The sequence below is a fragment of the Rhizomicrobium sp. genome, from assembly GCA_037200385.1.
Classification (GTDB): domain Bacteria; phylum Pseudomonadota; class Alphaproteobacteria; order Micropepsales; family Micropepsaceae; genus Rhizomicrobium.
This window is the reverse complement of sequence record JBBCGL010000001.1, coordinates 2,390,582-2,416,749: the sequence shown is the minus strand read 5'-3', so window position 1 is coordinate 2,416,749 and position 26,168 is coordinate 2,390,582. Positions and strand designations below refer to the sequence as shown.

Here is a 26,168-nt window from a genome sequence, read left to right as displayed (position 1 = left end):
CGATGGCGACGCCCATGTCCGACCCTCTGCAAGACGAAACCGTGACGTTCATCCAGCACCATCTGCCCGGCCTCGACGACGGCGACTACACGCTCACCGTCGCGCAGCGCATCACCGGGATCAGCGACGATCCGATGTCGCATAGCTACGCCTTTGCCGTGCTCGGCGACCGTTTCACGTTGCGGTCGCCGGCCACGCAGGTGCAGTCCGTCTTTCCGCCCGACGGCGCGGTCGGCGAATTCACCAATGTGCTGCCGCATGTGGTCTTCTCCCAGCCGACTTTGCCGTGGAGTCGCCGGATCGGCGGGCCAGCGGACAAGGACGTCACGGCCGGCGCGCCGCCGGCCGACGTGTCCACCTGGCTCACCATCCTGTTGCTCGATGCCGACGACGTGGCGGCCCATCCAGGACTTCTGCTCGCGCCCCAGCCGGCGACGGTGGGCGACCTCTTTGCGACGAACGCATACGCCGCCAGCAGCCTGCCCGCGTCCGCCTATTCCTATTTCTGGCAGGCGATCGATACGAGCGGTCTGGAGCTGAACCAGACCACCGCCAGTCCCGTGCAGGTGCTCGACATTCCGTTGAGCCTCTTTTGGCAGATCGCTCCCACCGCCGCCGATCTGGGGCTTACGGCGCACGTTAGGCGCGTGAACCTGTGCAACAAGCCGACGGGGCAGCAACCCGGCGCGGGCGTTCCTACAGGGACTGTGTCGGTCGTCTTCGGCACGCGCCTGCCGCAGATGGGCAGCGACGGTGCCGGTCGCAAGACCTACGCCTATCTGGTCTCCCTGGAAGGACTGGAAAGTTTTCTGCCGACCGACGAGCAGGGAGGAGCGCCGTCCGGTTCCGACTTCACCGGCACGACGCTGCGCCTGGCCGTGCTGCAGAGTTGGACGTTCTTCACCTCCGGCGACAATAGCGGCTTCGCCGATCGCGTGCAGGCGCTCAACGGCCGGCCTGCGGGCGACACCGCCGATGCCGCGCAGACCATGCTCCAGGTGCCGTATGTCGGCGGCAACGTTGCGACGGCGGCGGCGCTGGGCATGGGCTATGTCCCGCTGAACGAGAGCTTGCGCGACGGCAGTAAGACCGTCTGCTGGTACCGTGGCCCGTGCCTGCCCTATCAGAATACCGCTCCGGCGTTGGCGCTGCCTTTTGCATCGTCCGACCAAGCCCTGGTTTTCGATCCGACGAGCGGAATGCTGGACGTGTCTTACGCTGCGTCATGGACGCTGGGACGATTGCTCGCGCTGCAGGACAAAGCTTTTTCCGTGGCGCTGTATAATTGGAAGAACGGGCTCACAGCGGCCGCCATCGCAACGGTGGAGGACGCGCTGCTTGCCGAATCGTTCCAGGCCGTGCTGTCAGGGAATTGGGCGCGGACCCCCAAGTCCGCAGCTCCCGCGACGACGCGAGCGCTTCTTTCCCACACCGTCCGCCGTCTGGCCGATCGGGGCGATCGATGAAGGCCCGTTTCTCGCGCCGGCAATTGAGACGCCGCATCGGCGAGGCCCTGTCCGATCCGGCGGTTTTCGGCGGCGTCACGGTCCCGGACACGATCGTCGACTGGCTTAATCGGCTCGCGTTGCTGAAGGGTGTCCCGTTGAACTATCTCGTGCCGGACGAGCGCATGCTCCCGCCCGAGTCGATCCGCTTCTTTTACCTGAATCCGAGCTGGATCGACGCCCTCGTGGACGGCGCCATGAGCATCGGCCGCAACCTGTCCGTCGCCACGGCGGCAGGGCTTCCGGCCGTAGAGCACGTCGCTGTCGCGGCGGCCCTGGCCGCCTTCCGGGCAAATGCGGGCCGGATGCGCGCGCGCAAGCTCGGGGTTGCAACGGCGACCGTCGCCTCGAACCTAGTGTCTGGCTTCCTGCTTCGATCCTCCGTGGTGCGGGATTTTCCCGGCCTGGGCGTGAACGCCTACAGTCAGGGAGGGGATGCCGGCACGCCGCTGACCATCCTAAGGCTGGAGCAGCTTGGGTCGCAGTCCGACACCATGATCTGTCTGGTGGATGGCGACGCACAGCGGTTCGACCTGCATGAGGCGCCCGAGGCCCTGCATTTCGGGTTGGACAGCTTCGATCCCGGCACCACGCCCGTCACCGCGACCAAGACGGTGTGGACCTTCGCGCCGGGACCGCCGCTGGACATTACCGGATCGGTCCCGCTTGCCGGCGTCTCCGGTTGCCTGCGCAGTGCGCAGCCGCGCAGCATGATGATGACGGCGTTTCAGCAGGCCATCAACATTGCGACGGGCAATCCGATCACCTCTGCGGAGATGGGCTTCGAGATGACTCTCGGCGTCGCGCAGGTCAGCTTCGTCAAGCGAGGGCCGGCATGACGGCCATAGTTCCGCTCAACATCGCCGCGCTGCGCGTGAGTCTGGCCGACAACACGCAGATCGCGCCGAACTTCAAGGGCCGGACGGCGGTGTTCGAGAAGATACCGTGGGTCGCCGACGCCACCACGGCCAGCACCGGCGACGCCATCGCGCGCCCGCTCGAGGACAACGACTCGCCCGCCGAGACCTTGGACATCGGCGTGCATCTGCACTGGGAATTGCCCGACTTCTTCCGCCGCGGCAGCCAGCTCTCCGCCGGCGGCCCCGTCGTCTTCCCGCAGGTGCCTAATCGCTGGCTGGTGATCCGCTACTTCAGTCTCTTCCAGGATGGCGGTTGGAGCGCTCCGACCGCCGCCGCCTTCCTGGTCGAGAGCGACTATCTCGCGGTCGCCGCGCCGTCGTCGCCGTGTGTTTCGGTGCCGCTGACCGACGCATCGACGCAGCAGCCCTATCTCTATATGGGACGCCAACGCGTCTACGGCCCGGCCACCGGGCCGGCGCAGTTTCTGCCCGACTATAACGACGAGGACGGCAACCCCTGCATGCTGACTTCGGTCGGCTTCGTGGGCCCGGGCTTCTCCAGCTTCTATCCGGAGTGCAGCAGCGTCTTCGGATTCTTCGACGACTTCTCCGATCAATCGATCGGGAATGGCCAAAACGTCGGCACGGTGCTGGCGGCGGGATCGGCGATCCACTTCAAGGCGAGCTACCAGGTGATCGGCTGGATCGATCCGACGGGCACCGATCCGCTGGCCGGTCTCCAGAAGACCGTCACCGAAGCCTGGACCGCCTACGCGACGCAGTGCTCCGATCAGGGTGTCGCGCCGACCCTGGCGCCGTCCGATATCCTCGACAGCATCGTGACGCAGCAGTTCGGCTGGCAGCTGCAGGGGCTCGATCCCACCCAGTCCATCGCCGGCCTCGCCGTTCCGTCGCAAACCCTGGTTGCGGGGATCATGCAGGAGCTGGTCTGGGACACGGCCGTCGCGCAGCAGAACGGCGGCTTTCTCGCCAGCACCTCGACGACGACGCCGGCGGTGTGGCGGGGCCAAGGCGAGGTGGCGATCGGCAACACGACCACCGAAGCCCTCTCGGCGCTGCTGCGGAACGATCTCGCCGGCGCGGGGGCCGTTCCCGCGGCGCTCGATGACTACGAATATCTGCTCAACGCGCTCCAGCTGGGCCTCGTCCAAAACGTCGAGAACGGCACTGCCCATCCGGCGCAGATGGACGAAGACCTGCACGGCAAAGCCTTCGCGACCGAATTCGGCGGCTGGATCTGGGAGCTCGTGCAGCCTTCATCACCCCAGGGCCAGGCCCCGGAGCCCGGCAGGGCGGCCGACCTGCAAGACGACATAGCGGCGCTGCTGGCCGCGCTCAACGCGGCGCAGAAGGCCTATGACCAGGATCGCTTCTCGGTCGAGCTGCAGCGTAAGCAGCTGTTCATGGACTGGTACCGGTACGTCACGATGTTCTTCACGATCGACCCCAACCAGCCGGCCTACTCGTTCGAGGAGCTCACCAATTTCCTCGACACCAACGGTCCGTGCGAGCTCAACGCCGTTCAGGGCGCGGGCAACCAGGTGGGCCTCCTGCAGTACAAGCTGGATGGGAGCGGCAACGCCGTCGCGCCGGCACCGCCCGCATCCACGACCAGCTTTGCAGGGGCCGTCTATGGTTGCTACGCTAGTCTGGTCGCGGCGTTGACAGCTCCGGGATGGAGCCTGCGAGCGGTGCCGGCTCCATCCTTCTGCATGCCGACCGACCCGGTGCTGCTTGCCGAAGGATCCCAGCTGCAGCGCGCGCAGCGCAACGGGCCGGGACCGACGATCGCGGTGCGGACCAGTGGGCAATTGCTGACGACGCTCGCCGCAAGCGGATCGGAAAAGACGACCGACCTCCCCAACCTTTCCTGGGGCGGGCTGACGACCGTCCTCGCCGGCACCCCGGCGCAAGCCGATGTGCAGGCCTTGATCACCGAGGCGGTTCTGCTGATCCCCATGTTGGCCACCGTGGTGCAGCAGGCCATGGCGGCCGTGGGTGGCGATGCGAATCCCGCGACTGCCTCGCCGGCGGATTTCGTCGCCGCTCTTCAAGCTGCACAGGGTGGCCTCAGTCCGCAGGACGGTGGGCCGGGCGCCGGTCTGTTCGCTTGGCTGCGCGCGCCGCCGCCGTCGGTGGCGCCGAATCCTTCCCAGTCCGTTGATGCGCCGATGGCCCTGACCTTCACCTGGAGCAATGCTGGCGGCACCGCCTATCCGCCGGACCCGGTCGGCTGGATGGCGCAGTGCGCCGTGCCCAATCTCAGTGCCTCCCGTTCGGACCCGTTCCTGCCGATCTTCATGATCTGGAATGCCTGGTTCTCGCCCTTGCAGATGCAGGGCAAGGACGCCAATTCTTGGCCGGCCTACAGCGCCGGCAACCTCACGCAGTTCTTCACGCTGGACGACGACGGTGCGGACTATGCCTATGTCACGTCCAACGGCTTCACACAGCCGGCCGATCAACTCTACGGCTACTCCGGCTCGGCGGCGCTTTCGACGCGGGCGGCCTACAGCCTGGGCTCGCAGATCCAGGCTTATCTGAACGCCTTTCCGTCGGATACCGAAGCCGATCCGTCGCTTCAGGTCGCGCAAGCCGCCTATAATAGCCGCAACTTCGTCTCGCAGGCGATGAGCGGTCTGGGCGCGCAGCAGATCCAGCAGGCCTTCCTGCCGCAAATCCCGGTGGAGAACCTGGTGAGCAACCCGGGCGGGCAGGGCGTCGATCTCGTCACCTCCGATATCAGCGCGGCCGCCCTGCTCACCGGAGACAATTGGTACGACGGCGCCTTCAACGCCGTGAAGCCCCTTTCCGCCGGCCGTGATTTCGGGCCGTTGCGCGCCGGCTTCCTGGCGCTGCGGTCGCTGCAGATCGTGGACGTCTTCGGCCAAACGATGCAGTTCGCGACGGGCGCCGGCAGCGTGAGCCTGACGCCGGTCGTCGCGGCAAGCCTGCAGCCGAATGCCGATGATGTCGCGCATCAGGGGCAAGCCTATCTTCCCCCGCGCCTCCTCACCCCAACCCGGCTCTGGTTCCGGTGGCTTTCCGCCCGGACCTTCGGCGACACGTCCGCCTCCGTGGTGGAGTCGAATTCGCATCCGGCCACCTCGCCCGTGTGCGGCTGGCTGATGCCGAACGACCTGAACGACAGCCTTTTCTTCTATGATGCCGACGGCTCGTCGATCGGCTCCATCGGCATCGAGCACGGGGCGGTCGTCTATCGCACCGCGCCGGGCAATCTCGAACCCTACGGCACGCCGATCACGACCGACACCGCCGCCGTCAACCCTTTCCTTTCCCAGTTCATGAATCACGTCTACGGCCAAAGCACCGGCTTCGTGCAGGATCTGCTGACCGCCATCGTCGGCGCCGCGGCCTTCAGCCAGCCAGCCGGTTCCGCGCAGGATGCCGCGCTCGCCGTCCTGCTGGGTCGCCCGCTGGCCATCGTGCGCTGTACATTGGGGCTCGAGACCAGCGGAAATCTGCTGCCGCTCAGCCAGGACAACAGCGCCGAGGCCGCTCCTTTCACGCAGGACGTCTTGGCGAGCGCGGCCAGCCCCGACCCCAACAACCCCAGCCAGCGGCAGCAGTACAGCCCCGCCCAGCGGCAACAGTACAGCACCGCAGCGCTCGGCGCGGTACAGTTCCCAGCGCGGCTGGGCGATCCGGTCGATATGAACGACGGACTGATCGGCTATTTCGTCGAGCAGACGCCCGGTGGCGCCTACGGCTCCTTCTATTCGCAGGCGGCGCCGGCGGAGGGAGGCAACGGCGTGGTGCAGCCCTCGGCGGCCGATCCGGCCCTTCTGCTGACGCTGAACGCGCCCACGACGCTGACGATGTTGGTTGACCCGCGGACACAGGTGCACGCGACGACGGGGGTTCTGCCCGTGGTTAGCCTCTCCATCCCGCCCGACCAATACAGCTCCGCCATGAGCAAGCTGGCGGCGACCTTCTTCACCGCGCCCGTGCTCTCGCCGGCCTCCGGCCTCGCGGTGCCGCTGCCGCAGGAGAACGGTTATGACTGGAGCTGGATCGCTCCGGGCGCCTCGGCTCCGATTTCGCTGTCGCCCGACGCCGTCACCGAGAACGCCGTCTTCGGATACTCGCCGCAAACGGTTCTGGAAGGATGGCTAGATCTAACCCCTGATCCGGCCACGTGAAGCGGCGCGACCCTAAGCTTCGATCGGAGAGCTGCCATGGCGAGTAGCATCACCTTTACCATCACCAATCCGGCGGTCAGCACGGAACCGGCCGCCGTGCTGTACATCAACGTCGCCGCGAATCTCACCATGGTTCTGACGAACGGCACGGGCCAAGATATCGACTTGCCAGCAAATGGGGATGCGTTTTCGCTGGTCGCTCCCCGCTGTTTCACCGTGACGCAGATTCAGGCCGCGACGTTGACCGTTCCCGCGGGACTGACCGCCACGCAGAATGGGAATGGCTTTGCGGTCAGCACGGGCTCGAGCGATTACATATGGTCCAACGGTGCGACCCTGACCTGCACGCTCTGCGCGATCCAGAGCGTCGGACCGGCCGGAACCTATTTTTTCAGCCTTGAGTTCGAAGCGTCCGGCTTGCCCAAGCAGTTGACGGCAAAAATCGCGTTGCAATCCGCGCCCGTGGTCGAGAATCCGGATCTTTCGAGCGTGCTCGCCGTCACCTTTCAGCCTGACGGCTTCAACGAAGTGTACGTTTCCACCATTCAGCCTTACCTGCAGAACACGCTCATCTTCAACATCAACAATCAAAGCAATGCGCCCATCTTTACGGGGAACGGAAACCCCGATTCGCCGCCCCAGGTCATCGCCAGCTTCACCTATGGCTCCGACGATGGCTCGCTGACGCCGACCGACGTCATTGTCGGCGCCAGCCTCTCCATCACCAGCACGGAAGGCAACGCCTGGACTTCCGCGTGGAATGCGGGCGACCTGAGCTGGACGCTGACGGCGCCGGCGGCCGATCCGATCGGCACCGGCTCCGGCGCCAACGTTACCTTTCAATTTCAGAACATCGTCGCATTGACCGCCGCGGGAAACATGACCCAGCTGATGCTGCAGTTCATCAATTTCCAGCAGACCGACACCATCGCCTACAATCCATGGCTCTTCTTTCTGCCCATCGACAAGCTCGTCGGCCCCGAAGACCGCGGCGTGTACAAATTCACGAGCCCCACGATCGAACTATTGGCCAACAGTCCGACCGACGAGCTGGAGATCGGATTCACCTGGATGATGAACTTCGTCGCCAGGGTGAAGCTCTGCTATGTCCTGGGCGACCAGACAGTCACGGCGATCGATCGGTCCTACAACACGCAAAGCTCCGGCGCGACGGATTCAGGCACCGTGACGGTGCCCGGCATCACGCAGGACGGCTCGATGAGCGTCACCCTGTGCGGCTATGACGAGAACGGCATCCAGATCAACTCGCAGCAATACAGGGTGTCCGTCCGGGCGTGTTACTTCTTGGATACCCGAGACCAAACGGTCTATCCCGCGACGCCGATCGGCCAGCTGCTCTGGATGACTCAAAATCTGACCTGGGACGCGCCCAACGCGGCTCCTCCCAACGGTTCCTCCGATAATGTGGCGGTGTATGGGCGCCTTTACCGCTATGACGACGCAAATTCCCTGCAGTCCACCGGCGGCTGGCGATTGCCGACGCAGGCCGACTGGCAGACGCTGACCGATACGCTCGATTTCGATCAACTGATAGCCTCCGGGCTGAATAGTCCCGCGCTCGAACTCGCGGGGTCTGCGATGGGCACCGCGCTTTCGGACTTGACCTATTACGGTTGCGGCGATGACGGCACATACTGGACGAGTACGATTGGCAATTCCACTTCGTTTGAATCTCCGATGGTCCAAATCCTGATCGTGGAGGAGAGCAGATACGGGTATGATCAGCTGCCGACGGAAACATTGGTCAAAGGAGGCGGCTATTTTTGGCTGGCAGTGCGTTACGTTCGCGATTTGCCGGTCCTTGACGACGCCGCGACCGGCCAGGCGACGACCTAACTCTTCGATGCCAATGAGCGCCGCTTTGAATGCGCGGCGGAGCATATCCGGTTCGGCGGCCGCGAAAGAAGCCAGATGTGATTCCATGCGCATGCGCACTCCGGCCTGCCTGCCGATCGCCTCTGAACGTCCTGCGAGGGCGTGCAGCGCCATCTCGGACGCGAGTGGCCGCGCGCGCCGGCGTCGATCTGTGAAAGGCCGGTGAGACGGCCAGAAGGCGGTTATGCCGCCAGATGCCGAACAGCGGGAGATCGACAATGCATAGCCGTTTGACTCGTTGGCGGCTGGTGGGCGCGACAGGGATTGAACCTGTGACCCCTCCCGTGTGAAGGGAGTGCTCTCCCGCTGAGCTACGCGCCCGCCTTGGCGGACCCGCCGTATAGGGTCAGCCTGCCCGGCCCGTCAAGCGAGGCCGGCCGCCAGCGCCGGGATCTGCCGGAAATCGTCGGTCACCGCATCGCCGCCCAGCGTGTGCGCCGGTTCGGGCGTGTAGCCGTACGAGACAAGGATCACCGGCGCCTTCGCCGCCCGCGCCGTCGCTACGTCGGTCACGCTGTCACCGATCATGATCGCCGCGTCCCCGCCGCCCAGCTCGCGCACCACGTCGTGGAAAATCCGCGCATCCGGCTTCACATAGCTCATCCGTCCCGCCCCATAGACCACCGGGAAGAAGCGATCGAGCTTCAGCGCCTTGAGCAGCAGGTCTGCCATCTCCTGCGGCTTGTTGGTCAGCACGGCCAACCGCATCTTCTGCGCCGCCAGATCCGCCAGCGTCTCCCTGACGCCCGGAAAGGGCCGGCTGTCGTCCGCGATATGGGCGCGGTAATGCACCACGAAGCGGTCGACCAGCTCGGCCAGGCGTGCGTCCTCGACGCCCGGCCCCGTCGCCGCCATGGCCTGCTGGATCAGCGAGCGCGCCCCGAATCCCACCATGTGCCGCAGCGTGGCGGGATCGACTTCCCGCCGCCCTTCCGAGCGCAGCACCGCGTTGGTGGCGCCCAGCAGGTCGGGCGCAGTATCCACCAGGGTTCCGTCAAGGTCGAAGATCAGGGCAGGGCGCATGGCGTGCAATTAACGAATCCGGCAAAAGCTGGGAGCAATATAGCGTCGCAAATCGTCATTTCTTCCTTTTTCTGAGGGGGCTTAAGGGAATCTCCATGGCGCGAGCATGCATCATCCTGGCGGCGGGTCAGGGCACGCGGATGAAATCCGCGACGCCCAAGGTCATGCACGCCGTCGCCGGCCTTCCCATTCTCGGCCATGTCATCGCCGCCGCGCGCGGGGCGGGGGCGGAGCGCATCGTCGTCGTCATCGCGCCCGGCGCCGCCGAGGTGAAGGCGTTCGCCGAAAAGCTCGGGGCGGAAACTGCGGTGCAGGACAAGCAACTCGGTACCGGCCACGCCGCGCGCTGTGCGGCGGAGGCCTTGCAGGATTTCGCGGGCACGCTGGTCGTCACCTATGGCGACATGCCCATCGTCACCGCCGCGACCTTCGAAGCGAGCTTCGCGGCCCAGGCCAGGACCGGCATGGCGATCGTCGCCTTCGAGTCCCAGAGCAAGACGTATGGCCGGGTCATCACCCGCGGCGACGGGCTGCTCGACCGCATCGTGGAGTATCGCGACGCCAACGCCGCCGAACAGAAGGTGACGCTGTGCAACGCCGGCATCATGGCCGCGAACGCGAAGAGTTTCTTCCGCTGGGCCGGGGAGCTGAAGGACGCCAACGTCCAGAAGGAATTCTACCTCACCGACATCCCCACCATCGCGCGGGCCGACGGCGTGGGCTGTGCCGTGGTGGTGGTGGCGGAAGCCGAGACCATGGGCGTGAACTCCAGGGCCGAGCTCGCGGCGGCCGAAGCGGCGATGCAGGCCCGTTTGCGCGCCCGCGCGCTGGACGCCGGGGTCGGCATGACCGCGCCGGAGACGGTGTTTCTGTCGTATGATACGGTGCTCGAGCCCGACTGCCATGTCGGCCCCTATATCGTCTTCGGCCCCGGCGTCACGGTGAGGAGCGGCGCGCAGATCAAGTCCCATTCCCATCTCGAAGGCGCCGTCGTCGGCGCCGGCGCGGTGGTCGGTCCTTATGCGCGGCTGCGCCCCGGCGCGGTACTGGAGGAAGACGTCCATGTCGGCAATTTCGTCGAGGTGAAGAACGCCCGCATCGAAAAAGGCGCCAAGGCGAACCATCTGAGCTATCTGGGCGATGCGCGGGTCGGTGCGGGCGCGAATATCGGCGCCGGCACCATCACCTGCAACTACGACGGCTTCGACAAGCACCACACCGACATCGGCGCCGGGGCCTTCATCGGTTCGAACAGCGCGCTGGTCGCGCCGGTGACGGTGGCCGACGGCGCCTATGTCGGCGCCGGTTCGGTGGTCACCAGGGCCGTGGCGAAGGACAGTCTCGCCGTCACCCGCGCCGAGCAGAAAGACATTCCCGGCTGGGCGGAGAAATTCCGCACCCGCAAGATGGCCGAAAAGGCCGCGAAGAAGAAATAGCCGCGTTCAGTTCTTGTTCAGGGTGGACCGGCGATGAACGTGTCTTGTGAGCAAACAAACCTGTCATGCCCGCGAAGGCGGGCATCCAGTGGGGCGGGCGACACCGGATTCCCGCCTTCGCGGAAATGACAGCCGACGAAAGGATTTGAATATGTGCGGCATCGTTGGCATCGCGGGCACGCGCGACGTGGCGCCGGTCATCCTCGACGCGCTCCGGCGCCTGGAATATCGCGGCTACGACTCCGCGGGCATCGCCACGCTGGTCGGCGGACAGATCTCGCGCCGCCGCTCGCCCGGCAAGCTCGGCAAGCTGGGCGAGGTGCTGCAGGGCAGCCCGCTCGCCGGCCACACCGGCATCGGCCACACCCGCTGGGCCACGCATGGCGCGCCGACCGAGGTGAACGCCCATCCGCATGCATCGTCCAAGGTCGCCATCGTCCACAACGGCATCATCGAGAACTTCCGCGAATTGCGCGAAGAGCTGGTCGCCAAGGGCCACGCATTCCAGTCTGAGACGGACTCCGAGGTCGCCGTGCACCTGGTGACCGACTATCTCGACCAGGGCATGAGTCCGAAGGAGGCCGCGATCACCGCGGTGCGCCGTCTCACCGGCGCCTATTCGCTCGCGATGATCTTCAACGAGCACGAAGGGCTCCTGATCGGCGCCCGCAAGGGCGCGCCGCTCGCCGTCGGCTATGGCGAGACCGAAGGCTATCTGGGCTCCGACGCCTTCGCCCTGGCGCCCTTCACGAACAGGGTTTCGTATCTGGAGGATGGCGACGTTGTGGTGGTCGACGGCCCGCAGATTTCGATTTTCGACGAGCAGGGCCGTCCCGCCAACCGGGAAGTCAAGGTCACCAGCGCTTCAGCGGCGATCGTCGACAAGGGCGGCAAGCGTCACTTCATGGCCAAGGAGATCGCCGAGCAGCCCGAAGTCATCGGCCACACGCTGTCGCATTACATCGATGCGGTCGGTCCGAACGTGGCGCTGCACGAACACGGCCTCGCGCATGCGCTGGCCTCGGCGCCGCGCCTGCTGATCTCGGCCTGCGGCACCTCCTACTATGCCGCCCTGGTCGGCAAATACTGGTTCGAGAAATACGCCCGCATGCCGGTCGAGGTCGATGTCGCGTCCGAGCTGCGCTACCGCGATCCGGTCTATGCCGAGGGCGGCGCGGCGCTCTTCATCTCGCAATCGGGCGAGACCGCCGACACCCTGGCGGCGCAGCGGCATGCGAAGGAACACGGCCAGGTCACGCTCGCCATGGTCAATGTCGTCGAGAGCTCCATCGCGCGCGAGGCCGATATCGTGGTGCCGACCTTCGCAGGTCCGGAGATCGGCGTCGCTTCGACCAAGGCCTTTACCTGTCAGCTTTCCGCCCTGGCGGCGCTCGCCATCGCGGCCGGCCGGGCGCGCGGCATGCTCTCGGCGGAGGAAGAAGCGCGGCTCTGCGCCGCTTTGCTCGAAACCCCGCGTCATATCGTCGAATTCCTCAAGCAGGAGCCGAAATTCGAGGAGCTCGGGCAGGAAATCGCCAAGGCCCGCGACGTGCTTTATCTGGGCCGCGGTCCGTCCTTTCCCATCGCGCTCGAGGGGGCTCTGAAGCTCAAGGAAATCTCCTATGTCCACGCCGAAGGTTATGCCGCGGGCGAGATGAAGCACGGGCCGATCGCGCTGATCGACGAGAACGTCCCAATCATCGTCATCGCGCCGCATGACGCGGTCTACGAGAAGACGATCTCCAACATGCAGGAGTCGATGGCGCGCGGCGGCAAGGTGATGCTGATCTCCGACGCCGAGGGTATCCGCAAAGCCGGCGACAAGCTGTGGCACGCCATCGAGGTGCCGGATGCCGATCCCCTGATCGCGCCGATCCTCTATTCGATCCCGGTGCAGCTGCTGGCCTATTACGCCGCCATCGCCAAGGGCACCGACGTCGACCAGCCGCGCAACCTTGCCAAGAGCGTCACGGTCGAATAGCCAGCCGAGCCCGCACGGCCTGGGTCAACCGGGTGGCGGTCTCGTCGAACGGGCCAGCGTCCGTGTCGAAGACGAAGTCGCTGAACGGCCTGGCGCCATAGCCTTCGCCGATCATCTCCCGGATGCGGTTGTGCTCCCACGGTGCGAAGACGCGACCGCGCGCCGGATTTGTGATGCTCTCATAGGAGGCCCGCAGCGATACGAACAGCGGTGTCGCGCCGGCATCGCCGAATTTGCGCCGGAAATAGATCCAGTTCATGCAGCCCAGCGGATAGGCAACGACCACGGCCGGGACCGTCTCCAGCGCCGACAGGCCGTTTGCGACGATCGCTTCGCTCGTCCGCTTGATGGAGCAGTACCACGGCCGCGTCTGATCCGTATATCCATCGCCGTCGATGAACTCACCGCCCAGCCGTTCCGCCAGAGCCCGGCCCAGCGTCGTCTTGCCGGTACCGATCGGCCCACTGAGAAAGATCGCATGTCCTCGCATCGCATCACCGATACCGCGTCGGCCCATTATCGTCGTTGTGCGCCGTTGCGGCGCGCCGATTTTGCGGCAGAATAGCCGTGATGGGGATGGTTCGCGACGCAGGAACGGAGGACGCGCCGGCGGCACTCGCCTTGCTGCCCAACAATTTCGATCTGCTGCGTCTCGCCGCCGCGGCGCAGGTTCTGATCGTCCATCTCTGGGACCAGTTCTTTTCCACCGAACCGCTGTTCATTCATCTTCTGCGCCAGGCGCCAGGCGTGCCGGTATTTTTCTTCATCAGCGGTTTTCTGATCTCAGCCTCCTGGGAACGCAATCCCGATCCTTCTGCTTTCGCGCGCAACCGGCTGCTGCGTCTCGCGCCCGCCTACCTGGCGGTCACGCTGTTCACACTTGCCTGCATCCTCGCCTTTGCGCATCTGCCGCTGGCGCGCGACGGCGGCCGGCTGGTCCTGTGGCTCGGCGCGCAGCTTGTGCTGCTCTGCGACTGGAATCCGCGTTTTCTGCGCCACTACGGCGACGGCGTCGCCAATGGCTCGCTCTGGACCATTCCGATCGAGGTCGCGTTCTACATTGCCACACCGATCCTCTATTGGCTGATGCGCAGGTCGGGGCGCGCCGCGACGGTCCTGGGCACCGCCATCGTGCTGTCCTTTGCGGTCGATTACCTGGACCATCGCATCCTGGGAAACGGCCTGCCGTTCAAGCTGCTCAGCCTCACCCCGCTGCCCTGGTTCGGCATGTTCTGCTGCGGGATCGCGGCGCGGCGCAACCTGACGGTCCTGATGCCGCTGCTGCGCGGCCGGGTTTGGTTGTGGGCGGCGTTATGCCTCGTGTTGATGGTCCTCTGCCTGCGCTGGCGCATTCCGCCGATCCTGATGAGCGGCAGCCGGTTCGTCGGGCTGGCGAATTTCGCGGTGCTGGCGATGCTGACGCTGTCGGCGGCCTATACCAGGCCCTGGCTGGCGACGCGGCTGCTGCGCCGCAACGACATCTCCTACGGGCTTTATCTGGTCCATCTGCCGGTCGGCAATGCGCTGCTCGCCAACGGTTTCGTCGGTCTTACCGGCGTCCTTGCGGCGGCCGGCCTCTCCGTCGCCCTGGCGATCCTGTCCTGGTTCGCCATCGAAAGGCCTGCCCTGGCCCGCCGCATCAGCGCGCTCTATCCACATGCGCCGCTTGTGACGGCCCGGACGCCGCCTGCTAGGCTCGCGCCATGACCACCGACCTGAACGCTCTCAAGCGTGCCGCGGCCGCCAAGGCTCTCGACTACATCCAGGACGGCATGAAGCTGGGTCTCGGCACCGGCTCGACCGCGGAGATATTCCTCGACCTCCTCGCACCGCGCCTGCGGGGCGGCCTCAATGTGCTGGGCGTCGCGACCTCCGAGAAGACGGCGACGAAGGCGCGCGCGCTGGGCATCTCGCTCGCCCCGCTGGATGATCTGGCGCCGCTGGATCTCGCGATCGACGGCGCCGACGAGGTCGACCGCGAGCTGACGCTGATCAAAGGCGGCGGCGGCGCTCTGCTGCGCGAGAAGATCGTCGCGGTCTCGGCCAGGCGGATGATCGTCATCGCCGATGAAAGCAAGCTGGTGGCGCGCCTGGGCAGATTCCCGCTGCCCGTCGAAGTCCTCGAGTTCGGCCACAAGACGACGGCGGCGCGGCTGGCGGCGGCCGCGGCGGCGCTCGGCTATGGCACGATCAGCATCACCCTGCGCAGCCGCGATGGCGCCACGGTGCGCAGCGATTCCGGCAATGTGATCTATGATTGCGCCTTCGGGGCCATCACCTCGGCGCCGAAACTGGCACAGGCCGTCGCCGAGATCGCCGGCGTGGTCGAGCACGGCCTGTTCACGGGCATCGCGACGACGCTCCTCATCGCCCATCCGGGCGAAGTGGAGATCATTGAACGCGGAAGATAAGCGGCCATAGCGCCCGCAGCAGCCGCGTCTGGAAATCCGGCCCACGCGTCTTGGCAACGCGCAGCACCCAATGTCCGCCGGGGCAGGCGGCGTCGCCGGCCGCCGCGCAGGCCAGGGTCGGTCCGCCCAAGGCCGCCGGATCCGCCCGCCGCGCGATGGGCAGGCCGGAAAGGACCCACATCATGTCGTCCATCATCTCGTAGGACAGCACGAAATACCCATGCCCGAAGGGATCGCCGGGGGCCGCGCTCGCGTCCACGATGTCGATCCTGTCGGCAAAGCCGGCCGCCGGATATTGCAGGTCGCGTTCGGGCACCCGCCCGGCGCGGGGAATCCCGCCATGCACGCCCTCGGAGGTGACCAGGATCAGATCGTTGTCCGAGGCATAGACCGTGGCGCGGTGCACGCAGGCCGCGCTGTGCTCCAGCATATGCCCGAAATCGTCATTGTCGTGCTCGGCGCTGACATCCGGCGCGGCCAGGATCAGCTCGTTCGCAATGGGGCTGGCGCCGTGTCCGCACAACGCGGCCAGCGCGCCCAGCGTCACCCGCGCCCCCATGCTGTGCGCCACGATGTCGACCTTCAGCCCGGCAGCGGCCAGCGCGCGCAGCGCGTCGATCAGCAGCGGCACGGCATAACCGCTGCGTTCGATGTCGGCGGCATAGCGGTCGTATTTGCCTTCGCTGCTCCAACTGAACAAGGCGGTGGCGCAGCGCCATTGCGTGTCGGTCGCGAGCTGACCCGCGCGCATCAGCGCCGACTGGAAGGTCTGGTTGTAGCCATGGACGAACAACAGCACCCGGTCGCAATGCCGCGCCTTCGCCGCATCGGCCACCGCCTGCGCGAACGCGCCCATATCGGTCCGGCCGTCGCATTTGAAGTCGCCGGTGCGCTCGGCTGCCGGCCAGTGAGGCATGGCGCGGGGCGCGAAAGCGCTGGGGATCGACAGCCTTGCCGTCCCGCAATGCGCTGCCGCGCTCCAGTGCAGGCCATAGCCCAGCGCGCTGCCGTCCGGCTCGCGGTCGGTGGCGAAGATCACGGTCTGCTCGACCACCGCATTTCCCGGCTGGGCCCAAAGCGACCGGATGTCGTCATGCCGCAGCGAATCCGACAGCGTGCAGGCCGCCGTCGCCAGCGCGGCGCATAGCAGGGCTGCGCAGCGCATGCCCGTCCGCCCCTGTCGCATGCCGGTTCAGCCCCTACATTGTGCGGAGATCAAAGCTCGTCTATGCGACGGCTGGCAAGTCCCACGAAAGCGCATCCCATGGCCCAGTACGATTACGACCTTTTCGTCATCGGCGGGGGCTCGGGCGGGGTGCGGGCGAGCCGCATGGCAGCCCAGGCCGGCGCCCGCGTCGCGCTGGCGGAGGAATCGCGGATGGGCGGCACCTGCGTGATCCGCGGTTGCATCCCCAAGAAGCTGTTCGTCTACGCCGCCGAATTCGCCGAAAGCTTCGAGGATGCCAAGGGCTTCGGCTGGACCGTCGGCAAGCCGGAATTCGACTGGCCAACCCTGGTCGCCAACAAGGACGAGGAGATCGCGCGGCTCGAAGGGCTCTATACCAAGAACGTCCTCGCCGCAGGCGTGAAGATATTCTCCGACCGCGCCGCGTTCGAGGGACCGCACACGCTGCGCCTGCTGAACGAGGACCGCACGGTCACGGCGGAGACCATCCTGATCGCCACCGGCAACCGTCCGACCCGCGAGCTCGGCACCAGCCATCTCATTCCCGGCGCAAATCTCTGCATCACGTCGAACGAGGCGTTTCATCTCGAAAAGCTGCCCAAGCGCATCCTGATCGCCGGCGGCGGCTACATCGCGCTGGAATTTGCGCATATCTTCCACGGCCTGGGTGCGAAGGTCTCGCTGCTCTATCGCGGCGAGAAGGTGCTGCGCGGCTTCGACGAGGACATCCGCGACGCGCTGCACGAGAACATGGCCAAGCTCGGCCTGCATGTCTCGGTGGGCTGCGAATTCACCAAGATCGAGAAGCGCGGCGACTGCCTCCACGCCGAGACCAACAAGGGCGACGTGATCGAGTGCGACCAGATCATGCTCGCCATCGGCCGCGCCCCCAACACCGAGGCGCTGCATGTCGACAAGGCCGGCGTCGAACTCGGCAAGCGCGGCGAGGTGCTGGTCGACCGCTATTCGCGGACCAATGTCGAGCACATCTACGCCATCGGCGACGTCACCGACCGGCTCCAGCTCACGCCGGTGGCGATCCACGACGCGATGTGCTTCGTGAAGACGGCTTTCCAGGGCATCCCGACGCCGGTCGACCACGCGGACATCCCGACCGCCGTCTTCACCACGCCGGAGATCGGTACCGTCGGCATGAACGAGACGAAGGCGCTGGGCCTGGGCCACAGCATCGACGTCTACAAATCGGTCTTCCGCCCGCTGAAGCACACGCTCAGCGGCCGCGAGGCGCGCAGCACCTTCAAGCTGATCGTCGACAGCAAGACCGACAAGGTGCTGGGCTGCCACATCTTCGGCGATCACGCCGCCGAGATCATCCAGATCGTCGCCGTCTGCCTCAAGATGGGTGCGACCAAGGCCCAGTTCGACTCGACCATCGCGCTGCATCCCAGCGCCGCCGAGGAACTGGTGACGATGCGGACCAAGAGCTACTCCAAGACGCCCGGCTGATGCTGCGGGCGCTTCAAGCCCGCTTGATCAGCATCGTCTGCGGCACCACCCGCACCCGCACAGTTTGCGCGCCGTCGCGGTGGAGCTTCGCCAGGCGGTGCACGCCGTCCAGCACGACCCAGCGGTCTTCGTGCCAGGCGATGTCGATCGGATAAGAGGTATCGGAGCGCGCCAGGCGGACGAATTCCGCGCTATGCACCTTGGGCGCCGCGAGGACCTCGAGCGGCGTCAGCGAATAGGGGCCTTGCGGTCCGGGCCATATGGGCAGTTCCAGCATCCATGCCAGATCCGCGATGGGGCGCTCCTCGACGCCGAGCGACAGTCCCCAGATCGCTTCGACATCCCAGTCGAAGGCATAGAGATAACGCTCGATGAGCTTGGATCGTCCGCTGGTCACGCCGCTGGCCGCTAAAGGGAACCGGCGCCGGTTCGGCGCCCGCCTCTCGATACACTCTTTGGCAGGCGAAGCGAAATCGCCCCTAAATCTGCACCTTGCGGCCCTCCCAGAAGGGCTTGCGCACGTCGCCGCGCTTGATCTTGCCGGCGGCGCTGCGCGGCAGCGCGGCGACGAAATCGATGCTGCGCGGAACCTTGAAGCCGGCCAGCCGGCCGCGCACCGAGGCGATGATCTCCTGCTTGAGGTCCTCGCTTCCCACCCAGCCCGGCTTCAGCATCACGACGGCCTTCACCGCCTCGCCCCATTCCGCGTCGGGCACGCCGATGGTGCAGACGTCCTCGACCGCCGGGTGCTTGAGGATCTCGTTGTCTACCTCCTGCGGATAGATGTTCACCCCGCCCGAGATGATGATCTCCGCCGAGCGCCCGGTGAGGAACAGATAGTCGTCCGCGTCGAAATAACCGATATCGCCCAGGGTGAAGAAATCGCCGCGATGCGACGCGGCGGTCTTCTTGTCGTCCCTGTAATAGGAGAACGGATTGGCCTTCTGCGTCTCGTGGTAGATCAGACCCGCTTGGCCGCTGGGCAATTCGTTGCCCTCCTCGTCGAGGATCTTGACCCGTTGCAGGGTCGGCCGCTTGCCCACGCTGCCGGGCTTCTGCAGCCATTCCTCGGCGCGGATATAGAACCCGGCGCCGCCCTCGCTGCCCGCGTAGTACTCGAAGAGCTTGGGTCCCAGCCAGTCGATCATCGCGCGCTTGATCTCCGGCGGGCAGGGCGCCGCGCCATGGATGATCAGCTTGAGGCTCGACAGGTCGTATCTCTTCTTCAGGTCGTCGGATGCCGCCAGCATGCGCTGCATCATGATCGGCACCAGATGCGCGTGCGTCACGCGCCGCGTCTCGATGGTGCGGAACACCTCTTCGGTATCCCAGCGCTCCCCCAGAAAGGCGATCGGCACGCCGCTGGCCTGCGGAACCGCGATGTCGAAGGCGAGCGGCGCGGCGTGATAGCCGGGCCCCGCGCACATCTGCACGTCGCTGTCCGGATCGTAGTTCGCGTTCGAGCCGGCGAATTGCGGCGGTGTTGCGACGCCATGCGGCCGGTGCACGCCTTTGGGCCGGCCCGTGGTGCCAGAGGTGTAAAGCATCTGGCTGCCCATCTGCGGATCGGGCAGGTCGCGCCCGTCGACGCCGTCGAGCGCGCTGTCGTAGTCCTCGAACCCGTCCGACAATCCGCCCACGGACAGTTTGAGGCCGATCTCCGGCGCCTGCTTCACCGCCTCGCGGAGGGTCCCGAACTTGGTCTCCGCCACCAGTGCGCGCGCCTCGCAGTCGTTCAGGATGTAGGCGATCTCATCGGGCGCCAGATGCCAGTTCACCGGCGTCACGCGCAGGCCCGAGCGGCGACAGGCGTTCAGCGTCTCCACGAACTCCGTCCGGTTGGTGCAGAACAGCGCCACGCCATCGCCGGGCTGCAGTCCCGCGCCGCGCAGTACCCGCGCCAGCCGGTTCGAATTGGCGTTAACCTCGGCATAGGAGTGTTCGCCGAAGCGGTCCCAGATCGCGGTCGCGCCCGGCTTCACCCGTGCCCAGAAGGCGCTGACCATCCCGACGCTCGCATGGGCGAGCAGCGCTTCGAGGAATTGCGGATCCGAGGTGTCCATGGTCTCTCCCGAATGGCGGCTCGGAAAGGCCGCGCTTGCGTTACGCTATCGTCCGCTCCCGGCGAACGCCACGGGTAACACCGCAAGCCCAAATTGTCGCAAGATCGGTCGGGAAATGCGCCGCGACCTTCGCTACCCTGACGACGGTTTCAGGAGACCTATCGCCATGCCGCTCCCGCTTGAGATCGCCGGTTTCTATACCCGCCAGCACTGCATGACCGATCCCGGCGAACGCGACGCGCTGCTCAAGGACGCACCCACCGACATCCCCGGCATCGTCGCCTACATCCAGAACCTGCTGCTGCATCAGCATTGGGCGCCCGCCTACCGCATGCGCCTGAACGAGGCGCGCATCGCCGAGACCCATACTCGTTCGGTCCCCGGCATGCTGGCGCTGCTGCACAGCCACGATCCGCGTCCGCTTGCGTTCGTGCGTACGCTCTATCAGCGCATGGTCGGCAATTGCCGCCATTTCTCGATCTTGGGCGTGAGCCTTTTTCGCCGTGCCGGCATTCCCGCCCGCGCCCGCTGCGGCTTCGCCCGCTATTTCGACGCCAAGATGGAAGTCGACCACTGGGTGATCGAGTACTGGAACGGCGACGCGTGGCAGTTCGTCGACGCCCAGCTCGACGCCGCCCAGCGCGCCATGCTGCGCCTGGAATTCGATCCGCTCGATGTCCCGCGCGCACAATTCCTCATCGCCGGCGAAGCCTGGCGCCAGATCCGCGCTGGCAAGGCCGACGCGAGCCGTTTCGGCATCATGGATATGAAAGGCGAATGGTTCGTCGCCGGCAACGTCCTGCGCGACTTCGCATCGCTGAACGGCATCGAGATGCTCCCCTGGGACGTCTGGGGCTTCATGCCCCAACCGGGCGAAGCCATCGCCCCGGCACGCGCCGAGCTGTTTGACAAGCTCGCCGCCCTGACCGCAAACCCCGACGCCAACTTCGCCGAACTGCGCCAGCTCTATGCCGCCGCGCCCATGCTCGCCGTCCCGACAGAGGTGTTCAACGCGGTGCGGCAGCGGAAGGAAGTCGTCTGACACAAACACACCACTGTCACGGCCCGCGCCCTTCGACGCCGCAGGCAGCGTCGAAGGGCGCGGGCCATGACAATGAGGGTGTATCCATCTAATCTCCCGCGCAAGGGTAGGGGGCTGCCATGCGTTCGTTCACCATCGCATTCGTCGCGCTAAGCATGCTCGCGGTCACCGCCGCGCGGGCGCAGGACGATTCGGCGCCTGCCATCCCGCCGCCCGCCGCTCCAGAGGCCCCCGACCCGCTCTTCGCGCTCGACGACGCCGGCTTCGACGCCCAGTTCCAGTGCCCCGACCCGCAGTCCAGCCCCGACGCGCGGCTGGAGGAGCTCGCTCGCTATACCGAATGGGCCAAACTCCACCATCCCGACTGGAATTTCAAAAAGCGGCTCGATGTGCGTTACAGCCTGCTACGCCGCCACGCTTGTGCCGCCACTCTGGCCAATATCGCGGCCAGTGCGCGCCCGCCTTTCGGTTCCTGACGGGCAAGACCGTTCACCACGCCGCGCCTGCCGTCTGGCAAAGCGCCGCCGCTTCCCATATATCCGGGGACCCAAATGGAGGTTTCCCGCGTGGCCCAGCCCTGGTCCCCGCAAAGCTGGCGTGCCAAGCCCATCCGGCAGGTCCCGGTCTATCCGGACCCGGCGGCGCTGGAGGCGGCCGAGGCGAAGCTGAGAACCCACCCCCCGCTGGTCTTCGCCGGCGAGGCGCGCAATCTTATGTCCAGCCTCGCCCAGGTGGCGGAAGGCAAGGCTTTCCTGCTCCAAGGCGGGGACTGCGCCGAGAGCTTCGCCGAATTCCATCCCGACAATATCCGCGACATGTTCCGCGTCCTGCTGCAGATGGCGGTCGTGCTGACGTTCGCGGCCGGCGTGCCGGTGGTCAAGGTCGGCCGCATCGCGGGCCAGTTCGCCAAGCCGCGCTCCGATGATTTCGAGACCCGCGACGGCGTCACGCTGCCCTCCTATCGCGGCGACAACATCAATGGCGGGGAGTTCACCGCTGAGGCCCGCACCCCCAATCCGCAGCGCCTGCTCGAATCCGTCGCGCAGTCCGCCGCGACGCTCAACCTGCTGCGCGCCTTCGCATCCGGTGGTTACGCCGACCTGCACAATGTCCACCGCTGGATGCTGGGCTTCATCGCGGGATCGCCGGCCGGCGAACAATATAAAGGTCTCGCCGCACGCATCTCCGAGACGCTGGAGTTCATGGCGGCCTGCGGCATCACGCCGGATTCGGTGCCGCAGCTGCGCACCACCGATTTCTACACCAGCCACGAAGCGCTGCTGCTCAACTTCGAGCAGGCGATGACCCGCGTCGATTCCACGAGCGGCGACTGGTACGACACCTCGGCCCACATGCTGTGGATCGGCGACCGCACCCGCCAGCTTGACGGCGCGCATGTCGAGTTCATGCGCGGCATCAAGAACCCCATCGGTCTCAAATGCGGCCCGTCGCTGGGCGAGGACGAGCTCCTCAAGCTGATCGCGGCGCTCAATCCCGACAACAAGCCGGGCCGCCTCACGCTGATCGCGCGCTTCGGCTCGGACAAGGTCGCCGAGAAGCTGCCGCCGCTGGTCCGCGCGGTGAAGCGCGAAGGTGCCAATGTGGTGTGGTCCTGCGATCCCATGCACGGCAACACGATCAAGCTGCAATCCGGCTACAAGACGCGTCCCGTCGACCGCATCCTCGCCGAAGTGCGCAGCTTCTTCGAGGTCCATCGCGTCGAGGGTACCCATGCCGGTGGCGTCCATTTCGAGATGACCGGCCAGGACGTCACAGAATGCCTGGGCGGCGCGCAGGCGATCCGGGAGATCGACCTCTTCGACCGTTACCAGACCGCGTGCGACCCGCGCCTCAATGCGAGCCAGGCGCTGGAGCTTGCTTTCCTGATGGCCGAAGGCCTGCGCGCCGAACGCATGAAAAGCGACCGCTTCGCGGCGTCCGCGTAAAACCATCGAAGGAAATCCCGTGCTGCTCATCCTTCGACAGGCTCAGGATGAGGTCTTTGACCGATCCTCGGTCTCACCGTCATCGGACGGCGGCATCATTCGCACATCCCTCATCCTGAGCTTGTCGAGGGATGAGGGGCTGCGCCGTCGATAGGGGCACGTTGGCATGGGCGTGGCGCGGCTTCTCGCCAAGGGCTGGATCGTATTCTGCCTGTTCGCGGGCGCCCATGCGTTCAATTTCGCGCTGGCACGGGGCGAAGCGCCGGCCGCCGCCGCGCAAAGCATCGGGATATGCCTCGCGCTGTTCGCGGCCACGGGTCTGTTGTTCGCCGCCGGCTTCGGGGCGTTCTCCGCGGGCGGCGGCAAGCCTTTCCTGGCGCGGCTGAAGCCGCATCACCTCGTCCCGCGCTTCAACGAGGTCGTGTTCCTGCTGTTCGTAGCGGCCAGCTTTGCGGCGCAGGTCGCTTACGCGCCGGCGATGCTGGGCGGCGCGATCCCCAACGCCGTGCAGGGAGCGATCGCCGCCGTGGTCCCCGGCCAGGTCGCACTCGCGGCCCGGCTGGACGCCTGCACGCTCGACGGCGGCCGCGTCTTCGCGGCGGCCTTCGCCTGGCTTCTCGCGATCATCTTCGTCGCCTCGGCCGTTTCGCGCATCGGCCTCACCGCGGGATTGCTGCGGCTGGAACGGACGTTGCGGCCGTCATCTTTCGGTCCGACGGTTCTCGCGGGGCTTTATGGCATCGCCGCGATCGTGGGCTTTCAGCTGCTCTTCGTCGGCTCGGCCTATCCGTGGATTCCCTGCAGCATCTACACCGATCTCACCGGCGCGGTGCTGATCGGGCTGGCGCCGCTGGCGCTGGCCTATCTCATCGTCACCGCGCTCGTGACCTTGCGGGCGAGCGCACCTGAGGCGGAGTAGAACCAACTTTCCTCCCCGTTGTTACGGGGAAGGAAAGCCGCCCCTTTTCACACCGCCTTGTCCGGACCTACCCGCACGACCATCTTGCCGAGATTGTCGCCCTTGAAGAGGCCAATGAAGGCTTGCGGCGCGTTCTCGACACCGTCGACCACCGTCTCGCGCCATGTCATCTTGCCGGCCTTGATCCACGCCGCCATGTCGCGGTGGAAGTCGGCCAGCATGTCGTAGTGGCTCGACACGATGAAGCCGCGCAACGTCAGCCCCAGCCCGATCGCCATCGCGAGGTTGCGCGGACCCGGCGGTGGCTCGACCGCGTTGTACATGTCGATCATCCCGCACAGCGGGATGCGCCCGAATTGCCGCATATGGGCGAGCGCCGCTTCCAGATGCGCTCCGCCGACATTCTCGAAATAGACGTCGATCCCTTCGGGGAAGGCCGCGCCCACCGCCGTGTTGAGGTCGCCGGCCGTGCGGTAGTTGATCGTCTTGTCGACGCCGAGGCTTTTCAGATAGTCCGCCTTCTCGTCCGACCCGACCGAGCCCACGACATAGCAGCCCTTGGCCTTGGCGATCTGGCAGACGATCGAGCCCACCGCGCCCGACGCCGCCGAGACGAACACCCGTTCGCCGTCCTTGAGCGCCCCGATGCGCAGCAGTCCGACATAGGCCGTCATCCCCGGCATGCCGAGCGCGCCGAGATAGGACTGGATCGGTGCCGCCGGCTCGAAGGCCTGTACGTGCCCGGCATCGGCGACATACCACTCGCGCCAGCCATTCATGCTCTGGACGAACTGCCCGACCTTCACGGTCTCGCTGTTCGACGCCACGACCTGGCCGACCGCATGGCCCTGCAGCGCCTCGCCCAGCTTGAAGGGCGCCGAGTAGCTCTTCCGGTCCATCATCCGGCCGCGCATATAAGGGTCGACCGAGATATAGGAATTGCGCACCAGCACCTGGCCTGGCCCCGGCGTCGGCACGGTCGTCTCGGCGACTTCGAAGTTGTCAGTGGTAGGCAGCCCGACGGGGCGGCTCTTGAGATGGATTTCGCGGTTGGTCTGGTTGGCCATGGACGCTCCTTAACCCTGGAAATGACGGATTTCTTCGTTGGCGGAACCCTATCAGGGGCAACCCGTGTAACAAGACGAAACATTTTATGAGTCGCTCCGGAGCGGCCGGCCGGGCCTTATCTCTCTGTAATTCCGGCGAGATTCATCTTGTCCCCTTTCCGCCTGCGCCCCAAAGGTCCGCTCAAGGCCGCCGTCATCGGCGCCGGCGCTTTCGGCCGCCATCACGCCTCGAAATACCGTCACCTCGACGGTGTCGAGCTCGTCGCCATCGCCGACCCGTCGGTGGAGGTGCGCAAGACCGCGCTCGCCACCCATGGCGTGCCCGCCGTCGCCGACTGGCGCGAGCTGCTGGGCGTCGTCGACCTCGTCAGCGTCTGCACCCCGGCCCACACCCATGCCGAGATCGTGCGCGCCTTCCTCAACGCCGGCGCCCACGTGCTGGTCGAGAAGCCCATCGCCACCTCGGTCGAAGAGGCCGATGCGCTGATCGCACTCGCCGCGAACACCAATCTCGTCCTGACCGTCGGGCACCAGGAACGCTTCGTCTTCGCCGGCACCGGCCTGCTCGACCACAAGGAAGTGCCGCTCGACATCTCGTGCTGGCGCATGGGTCCGTGGACCGGCCGCAGCGCCGACGTCTCCGTCGTGCTCGACCTCATGATCCACGACCTCGACCTGATGCACCAGCTGGTGCCGTCGCCCGTGACCGGCGTCGAGGCGCGGTCGAAGGCGCTGCACGGCGTTCTCGCCGACGAAGTCGCAGCCGAGATCACCTTCGCCAACGGTACCGTCGCCCATCTGGAGACCAGCCGCATCTCCGAAGCGCGCCGCCGCGGCATGCGCGCCGAGTACAAGGACGGGGTGATCGAGATCGATTTCGTTACCCGCAAGATCAAGAACACCACGCCGCGCCCGCTCAAGGCGCTGGAGCTCGGCGATCCGCTCGGCGAGTCCGTCGCCTCCTTCGTCCGCGCCGTGCGCCATGGCGAGACCACACTGGTCCGTCCCGAGGAAGCCCGCCTGGCGCTCAAGACCGCGCTGGCGATCGACGACGCCGCCGACCACGCCGACTCGCAATCCCTCGCCGGCTATGCCGCCCTGGCCGCGGCGCGCTGACTTACCCAAAGCAAGATTGTCATCCCGGCCAAGCGATGCGTGAGCATCGCGCCGAGCCGGGACCCA

20 protein-coding genes and 1 tRNA gene are annotated in these 26,168 nt (G+C 66.2%); 14 read left to right on the top strand and 7 right to left on the bottom strand.

Features of this window, described 5'->3' with window-relative positions:
• Positions 1-2: 2 nt before the first annotated feature.
• The 4 genes from WDM91_11600 to WDM91_11585 are packed head-to-tail and all read left to right on the top strand — an operon-like array spanning position 3 to position 8,406.
• Positions 3-1,466 carry a hypothetical protein gene (locus WDM91_11600; GenBank protein ID MEI9995230.1) on the top strand — a complete coding sequence of 488 codons (1,464 nt, stop codon included), beginning with the start codon at positions 3-5 and terminating at the stop codon, positions 1,464-1,466.
• A complete protein-coding gene (locus tag WDM91_11595; protein MEI9995229.1) occupies positions 1,463-2,344 on the top strand; it encodes a hypothetical protein in 882 nt (293 codons plus the stop codon). The genes WDM91_11600 and WDM91_11595 overlap by 4 nt, the downstream gene beginning before the upstream one ends.
• Complete coding sequence (locus tag WDM91_11590) at positions 2,341-6,549, top strand: hypothetical protein (protein MEI9995228.1); 4,209 nt, start codon at positions 2,341-2,343, stop codon at positions 6,547-6,549. The genes WDM91_11595 and WDM91_11590 overlap by 4 nt, the downstream gene beginning before the upstream one ends.
• 36 nt (positions 6,550-6,585) lie before the next feature.
• Complete coding sequence (locus tag WDM91_11585) at positions 6,586-8,406, top strand: FISUMP domain-containing protein (GenBank protein ID MEI9995227.1); 1,821 nt, start codon at positions 6,586-6,588, stop codon at positions 8,404-8,406.
• Between the two features lie 285 nt (positions 8,407-8,691).
• On the opposite strand, the gene WDM91_11580 is transcribed toward WDM91_11585, so the two are convergent.
• Together WDM91_11580 and WDM91_11575 are read right to left on the bottom strand one after the other, a co-directional pair.
• Positions 8,692-8,766, bottom strand: a tRNA-Val gene (locus tag WDM91_11580).
• 42 nt (positions 8,767-8,808) lie between these two features.
• Positions 8,809-9,468, bottom strand: a complete 660-nt coding sequence (locus WDM91_11575; GenBank protein ID MEI9995226.1) for an HAD-IA family hydrolase — start codon at positions 9,466-9,468, stop codon at positions 8,809-8,811.
• 95 nt (positions 9,469-9,563) lie between these two features.
• On the opposite strand from WDM91_11575, the gene glmU reads away from it, so the two are divergent.
• Complete coding sequence (gene glmU, locus WDM91_11570; GenBank protein ID MEI9995225.1) at positions 9,564-10,904, top strand: bifunctional UDP-N-acetylglucosamine diphosphorylase/glucosamine-1-phosphate N-acetyltransferase GlmU; 1,341 nt, start codon at positions 9,564-9,566, stop codon at positions 10,902-10,904.
• 151 nt (positions 10,905-11,055) lie between these two features.
• Positions 11,056-12,885, top strand: a complete 1,830-nt coding sequence (gene glmS / locus WDM91_11565) for a glutamine--fructose-6-phosphate transaminase (isomerizing) (GenBank protein MEI9995224.1) — start codon at positions 11,056-11,058, stop codon at positions 12,883-12,885.
• Here the strand turns inward: glmS and WDM91_11560 are convergent.
• Positions 12,872-13,375, bottom strand: a complete 504-nt coding sequence (locus WDM91_11560) for a shikimate kinase (protein ID MEI9995223.1) — start codon at positions 13,373-13,375, stop codon at positions 12,872-12,874. The genes glmS and WDM91_11560 overlap by 14 nt on opposite strands.
• A gap of 80 nt (positions 13,376-13,455) precedes the next feature.
• Here WDM91_11560 and WDM91_11555 point away from each other — a divergent pair, with 80 nt between their 5' ends.
• Together WDM91_11555 and rpiA are read left to right on the top strand one after the other, a co-directional pair.
• Complete coding sequence (locus WDM91_11555) at positions 13,456-14,592, top strand: acyltransferase (GenBank protein ID MEI9995222.1); 1,137 nt, start codon at positions 13,456-13,458, stop codon at positions 14,590-14,592.
• A complete protein-coding gene (rpiA, locus tag WDM91_11550) occupies positions 14,589-15,296 on the top strand; it encodes a ribose-5-phosphate isomerase RpiA (GenBank protein MEI9995221.1) in 708 nt (235 codons plus the stop codon). The genes WDM91_11555 and rpiA overlap by 4 nt, the downstream gene beginning before the upstream one ends.
• On the opposite strand, the gene WDM91_11545 is transcribed toward rpiA, so the two are convergent.
• Positions 15,277-16,461 (bottom strand): alpha/beta hydrolase, encoded by a 1,185-nt coding sequence (locus WDM91_11545; protein ID MEI9995220.1) that lies wholly within the window; start codon positions 16,459-16,461, stop codon positions 15,277-15,279. The genes rpiA and WDM91_11545 overlap by 20 nt on opposite strands.
• A 99-nt stretch (positions 16,462-16,560) precedes the next feature.
• On the opposite strand from WDM91_11545, the gene gor reads away from it, so the two are divergent.
• Complete coding sequence (gene gor / locus WDM91_11540; protein ID MEI9995219.1) at positions 16,561-17,949, top strand: glutathione-disulfide reductase; 1,389 nt, start codon at positions 16,561-16,563, stop codon at positions 17,947-17,949.
• A 13-nt stretch (positions 17,950-17,962) separates the two neighbouring features.
• On the opposite strand, the gene WDM91_11535 is transcribed toward gor, so the two are convergent.
• Together WDM91_11535 and WDM91_11530 are read right to left on the bottom strand one after the other, a co-directional pair.
• A complete protein-coding gene (locus WDM91_11535) occupies positions 17,963-18,346 on the bottom strand; it encodes a hypothetical protein (GenBank protein MEI9995218.1) in 384 nt (127 codons plus the stop codon).
• Positions 18,347-18,428: 82 nt separating this feature from the next.
• The gene (locus WDM91_11530; protein MEI9995217.1) at positions 18,429-20,012 is read right to left on the bottom strand and encodes an AMP-binding protein; all 1,584 of its coding nucleotides are present in this window, start codon (positions 20,010-20,012) and stop codon (positions 18,429-18,431) included.
• A gap of 166 nt (positions 20,013-20,178) precedes the next feature.
• Between WDM91_11530 and WDM91_11525 the strand changes: the two genes are divergently transcribed.
• The 4 genes from WDM91_11525 (at position 20,179) to WDM91_11510 (ending at position 23,919) form a co-directional block, all read left to right on the top strand.
• Complete coding sequence (locus tag WDM91_11525; protein MEI9995216.1) at positions 20,179-21,054, top strand: transglutaminase-like domain-containing protein; 876 nt, start codon at positions 20,179-20,181, stop codon at positions 21,052-21,054.
• Between the two features lie 119 nt (positions 21,055-21,173).
• Positions 21,174-21,530, top strand: coding sequence for a hypothetical protein (locus tag WDM91_11520; GenBank protein MEI9995215.1), 357 nt, complete (start codon positions 21,174-21,176; stop codon positions 21,528-21,530).
• Between the two features lie 75 nt (positions 21,531-21,605).
• On the top strand, positions 21,606-23,000 hold the full coding sequence (locus WDM91_11515) for a 3-deoxy-7-phosphoheptulonate synthase class II (protein MEI9995214.1): 1,395 nt from the start codon (positions 21,606-21,608) through the stop codon (positions 22,998-23,000).
• Positions 23,001-23,166: 166 nt separating this feature from the next.
• Complete coding sequence (locus tag WDM91_11510; protein ID MEI9995213.1) at positions 23,167-23,919, top strand: hypothetical protein; 753 nt, start codon at positions 23,167-23,169, stop codon at positions 23,917-23,919.
• 47 nt (positions 23,920-23,966) lie between these two features.
• Here the strand turns inward: WDM91_11510 and WDM91_11505 are convergent, their stop codons facing one another.
• Positions 23,967-24,986, bottom strand: coding sequence for an NADP-dependent oxidoreductase (locus WDM91_11505; GenBank protein MEI9995212.1), 1,020 nt, complete (start codon positions 24,984-24,986; stop codon positions 23,967-23,969).
• A 147-nt stretch (positions 24,987-25,133) separates the two neighbouring features.
• Here WDM91_11505 and WDM91_11500 point away from each other — a divergent pair, with 147 nt between their 5' ends.
• Positions 25,134-26,102 carry a Gfo/Idh/MocA family oxidoreductase gene (locus WDM91_11500; protein ID MEI9995211.1) on the top strand — a complete coding sequence of 323 codons (969 nt, stop codon included), beginning with the start codon at positions 25,134-25,136 and terminating at the stop codon, positions 26,100-26,102.
• The last annotated feature ends 66 nt before the right edge of the window (positions 26,103-26,168 follow it).

Excerpts from the sequence above, each read along its gene's own strand:
- gor (MEI9995219.1), top strand. The coding sequence starts at position 16,561 with ATGGCCCAGTACGATTACGACCTTTTCGTCATCGGCGGGGGCTCGGGC.
- WDM91_11600 (MEI9995230.1), top strand. The coding sequence starts at position 3 with ATGGCGACGCCCATGTCCGACCCTCTGCAAGACGAAACCGTGACGTTC.
- WDM91_11520 (MEI9995215.1), top strand. The coding sequence starts at position 21,174 with ATGCGTTCGTTCACCATCGCATTCGTCGCGCTAAGCATGCTCGCGGTC.
- WDM91_11595 (MEI9995229.1), top strand. The coding sequence starts at position 1,463 with ATGAAGGCCCGTTTCTCGCGCCGGCAATTGAGACGCCGCATCGGCGAG.
- WDM91_11575 (MEI9995226.1), bottom strand. The coding sequence starts at position 9,468 with ATGCGCCCTGCCCTGATCTTCGACCTTGACGGAACCCTGGTGGATACT.
- rpiA (MEI9995221.1), top strand. The coding sequence starts at position 14,589 with ATGACCACCGACCTGAACGCTCTCAAGCGTGCCGCGGCCGCCAAGGCT.
- WDM91_11555 (MEI9995222.1), top strand. The coding sequence starts at position 13,456 with ATGGGGATGGTTCGCGACGCAGGAACGGAGGACGCGCCGGCGGCACTC.
- WDM91_11560 (MEI9995223.1), bottom strand. The coding sequence starts at position 13,375 with ATGCGAGGACATGCGATCTTTCTCAGTGGGCCGATCGGTACCGGCAAG.
- WDM91_11530 (MEI9995217.1), bottom strand. The coding sequence starts at position 20,012 with ATGGACACCTCGGATCCGCAATTCCTCGAAGCGCTGCTCGCCCATGCG.
- WDM91_11585 (MEI9995227.1), top strand. The coding sequence starts at position 6,586 with ATGGCGAGTAGCATCACCTTTACCATCACCAATCCGGCGGTCAGCACG.
- WDM91_11545 (MEI9995220.1), bottom strand. The coding sequence starts at position 16,461 with ATGCGCTGCGCAGCCCTGCTATGCGCCGCGCTGGCGACGGCGGCCTGC.
- glmS (MEI9995224.1), top strand. The coding sequence starts at position 11,056 with ATGTGCGGCATCGTTGGCATCGCGGGCACGCGCGACGTGGCGCCGGTC.
- WDM91_11590 (MEI9995228.1), top strand. The coding sequence starts at position 2,341 with ATGACGGCCATAGTTCCGCTCAACATCGCCGCGCTGCGCGTGAGTCTG.
- WDM91_11515 (MEI9995214.1), top strand. The coding sequence starts at position 21,606 with ATGGAGGTTTCCCGCGTGGCCCAGCCCTGGTCCCCGCAAAGCTGGCGT.
- glmU (MEI9995225.1), top strand. The coding sequence starts at position 9,564 with ATGGCGCGAGCATGCATCATCCTGGCGGCGGGTCAGGGCACGCGGATG.
- WDM91_11525 (MEI9995216.1), top strand. The coding sequence starts at position 20,179 with ATGCCGCTCCCGCTTGAGATCGCCGGTTTCTATACCCGCCAGCACTGC.
- WDM91_11510 (MEI9995213.1), top strand. The coding sequence starts at position 23,167 with ATGGGCGTGGCGCGGCTTCTCGCCAAGGGCTGGATCGTATTCTGCCTG.
- WDM91_11505 (MEI9995212.1), bottom strand. The coding sequence starts at position 24,986 with ATGGCCAACCAGACCAACCGCGAAATCCATCTCAAGAGCCGCCCCGTC.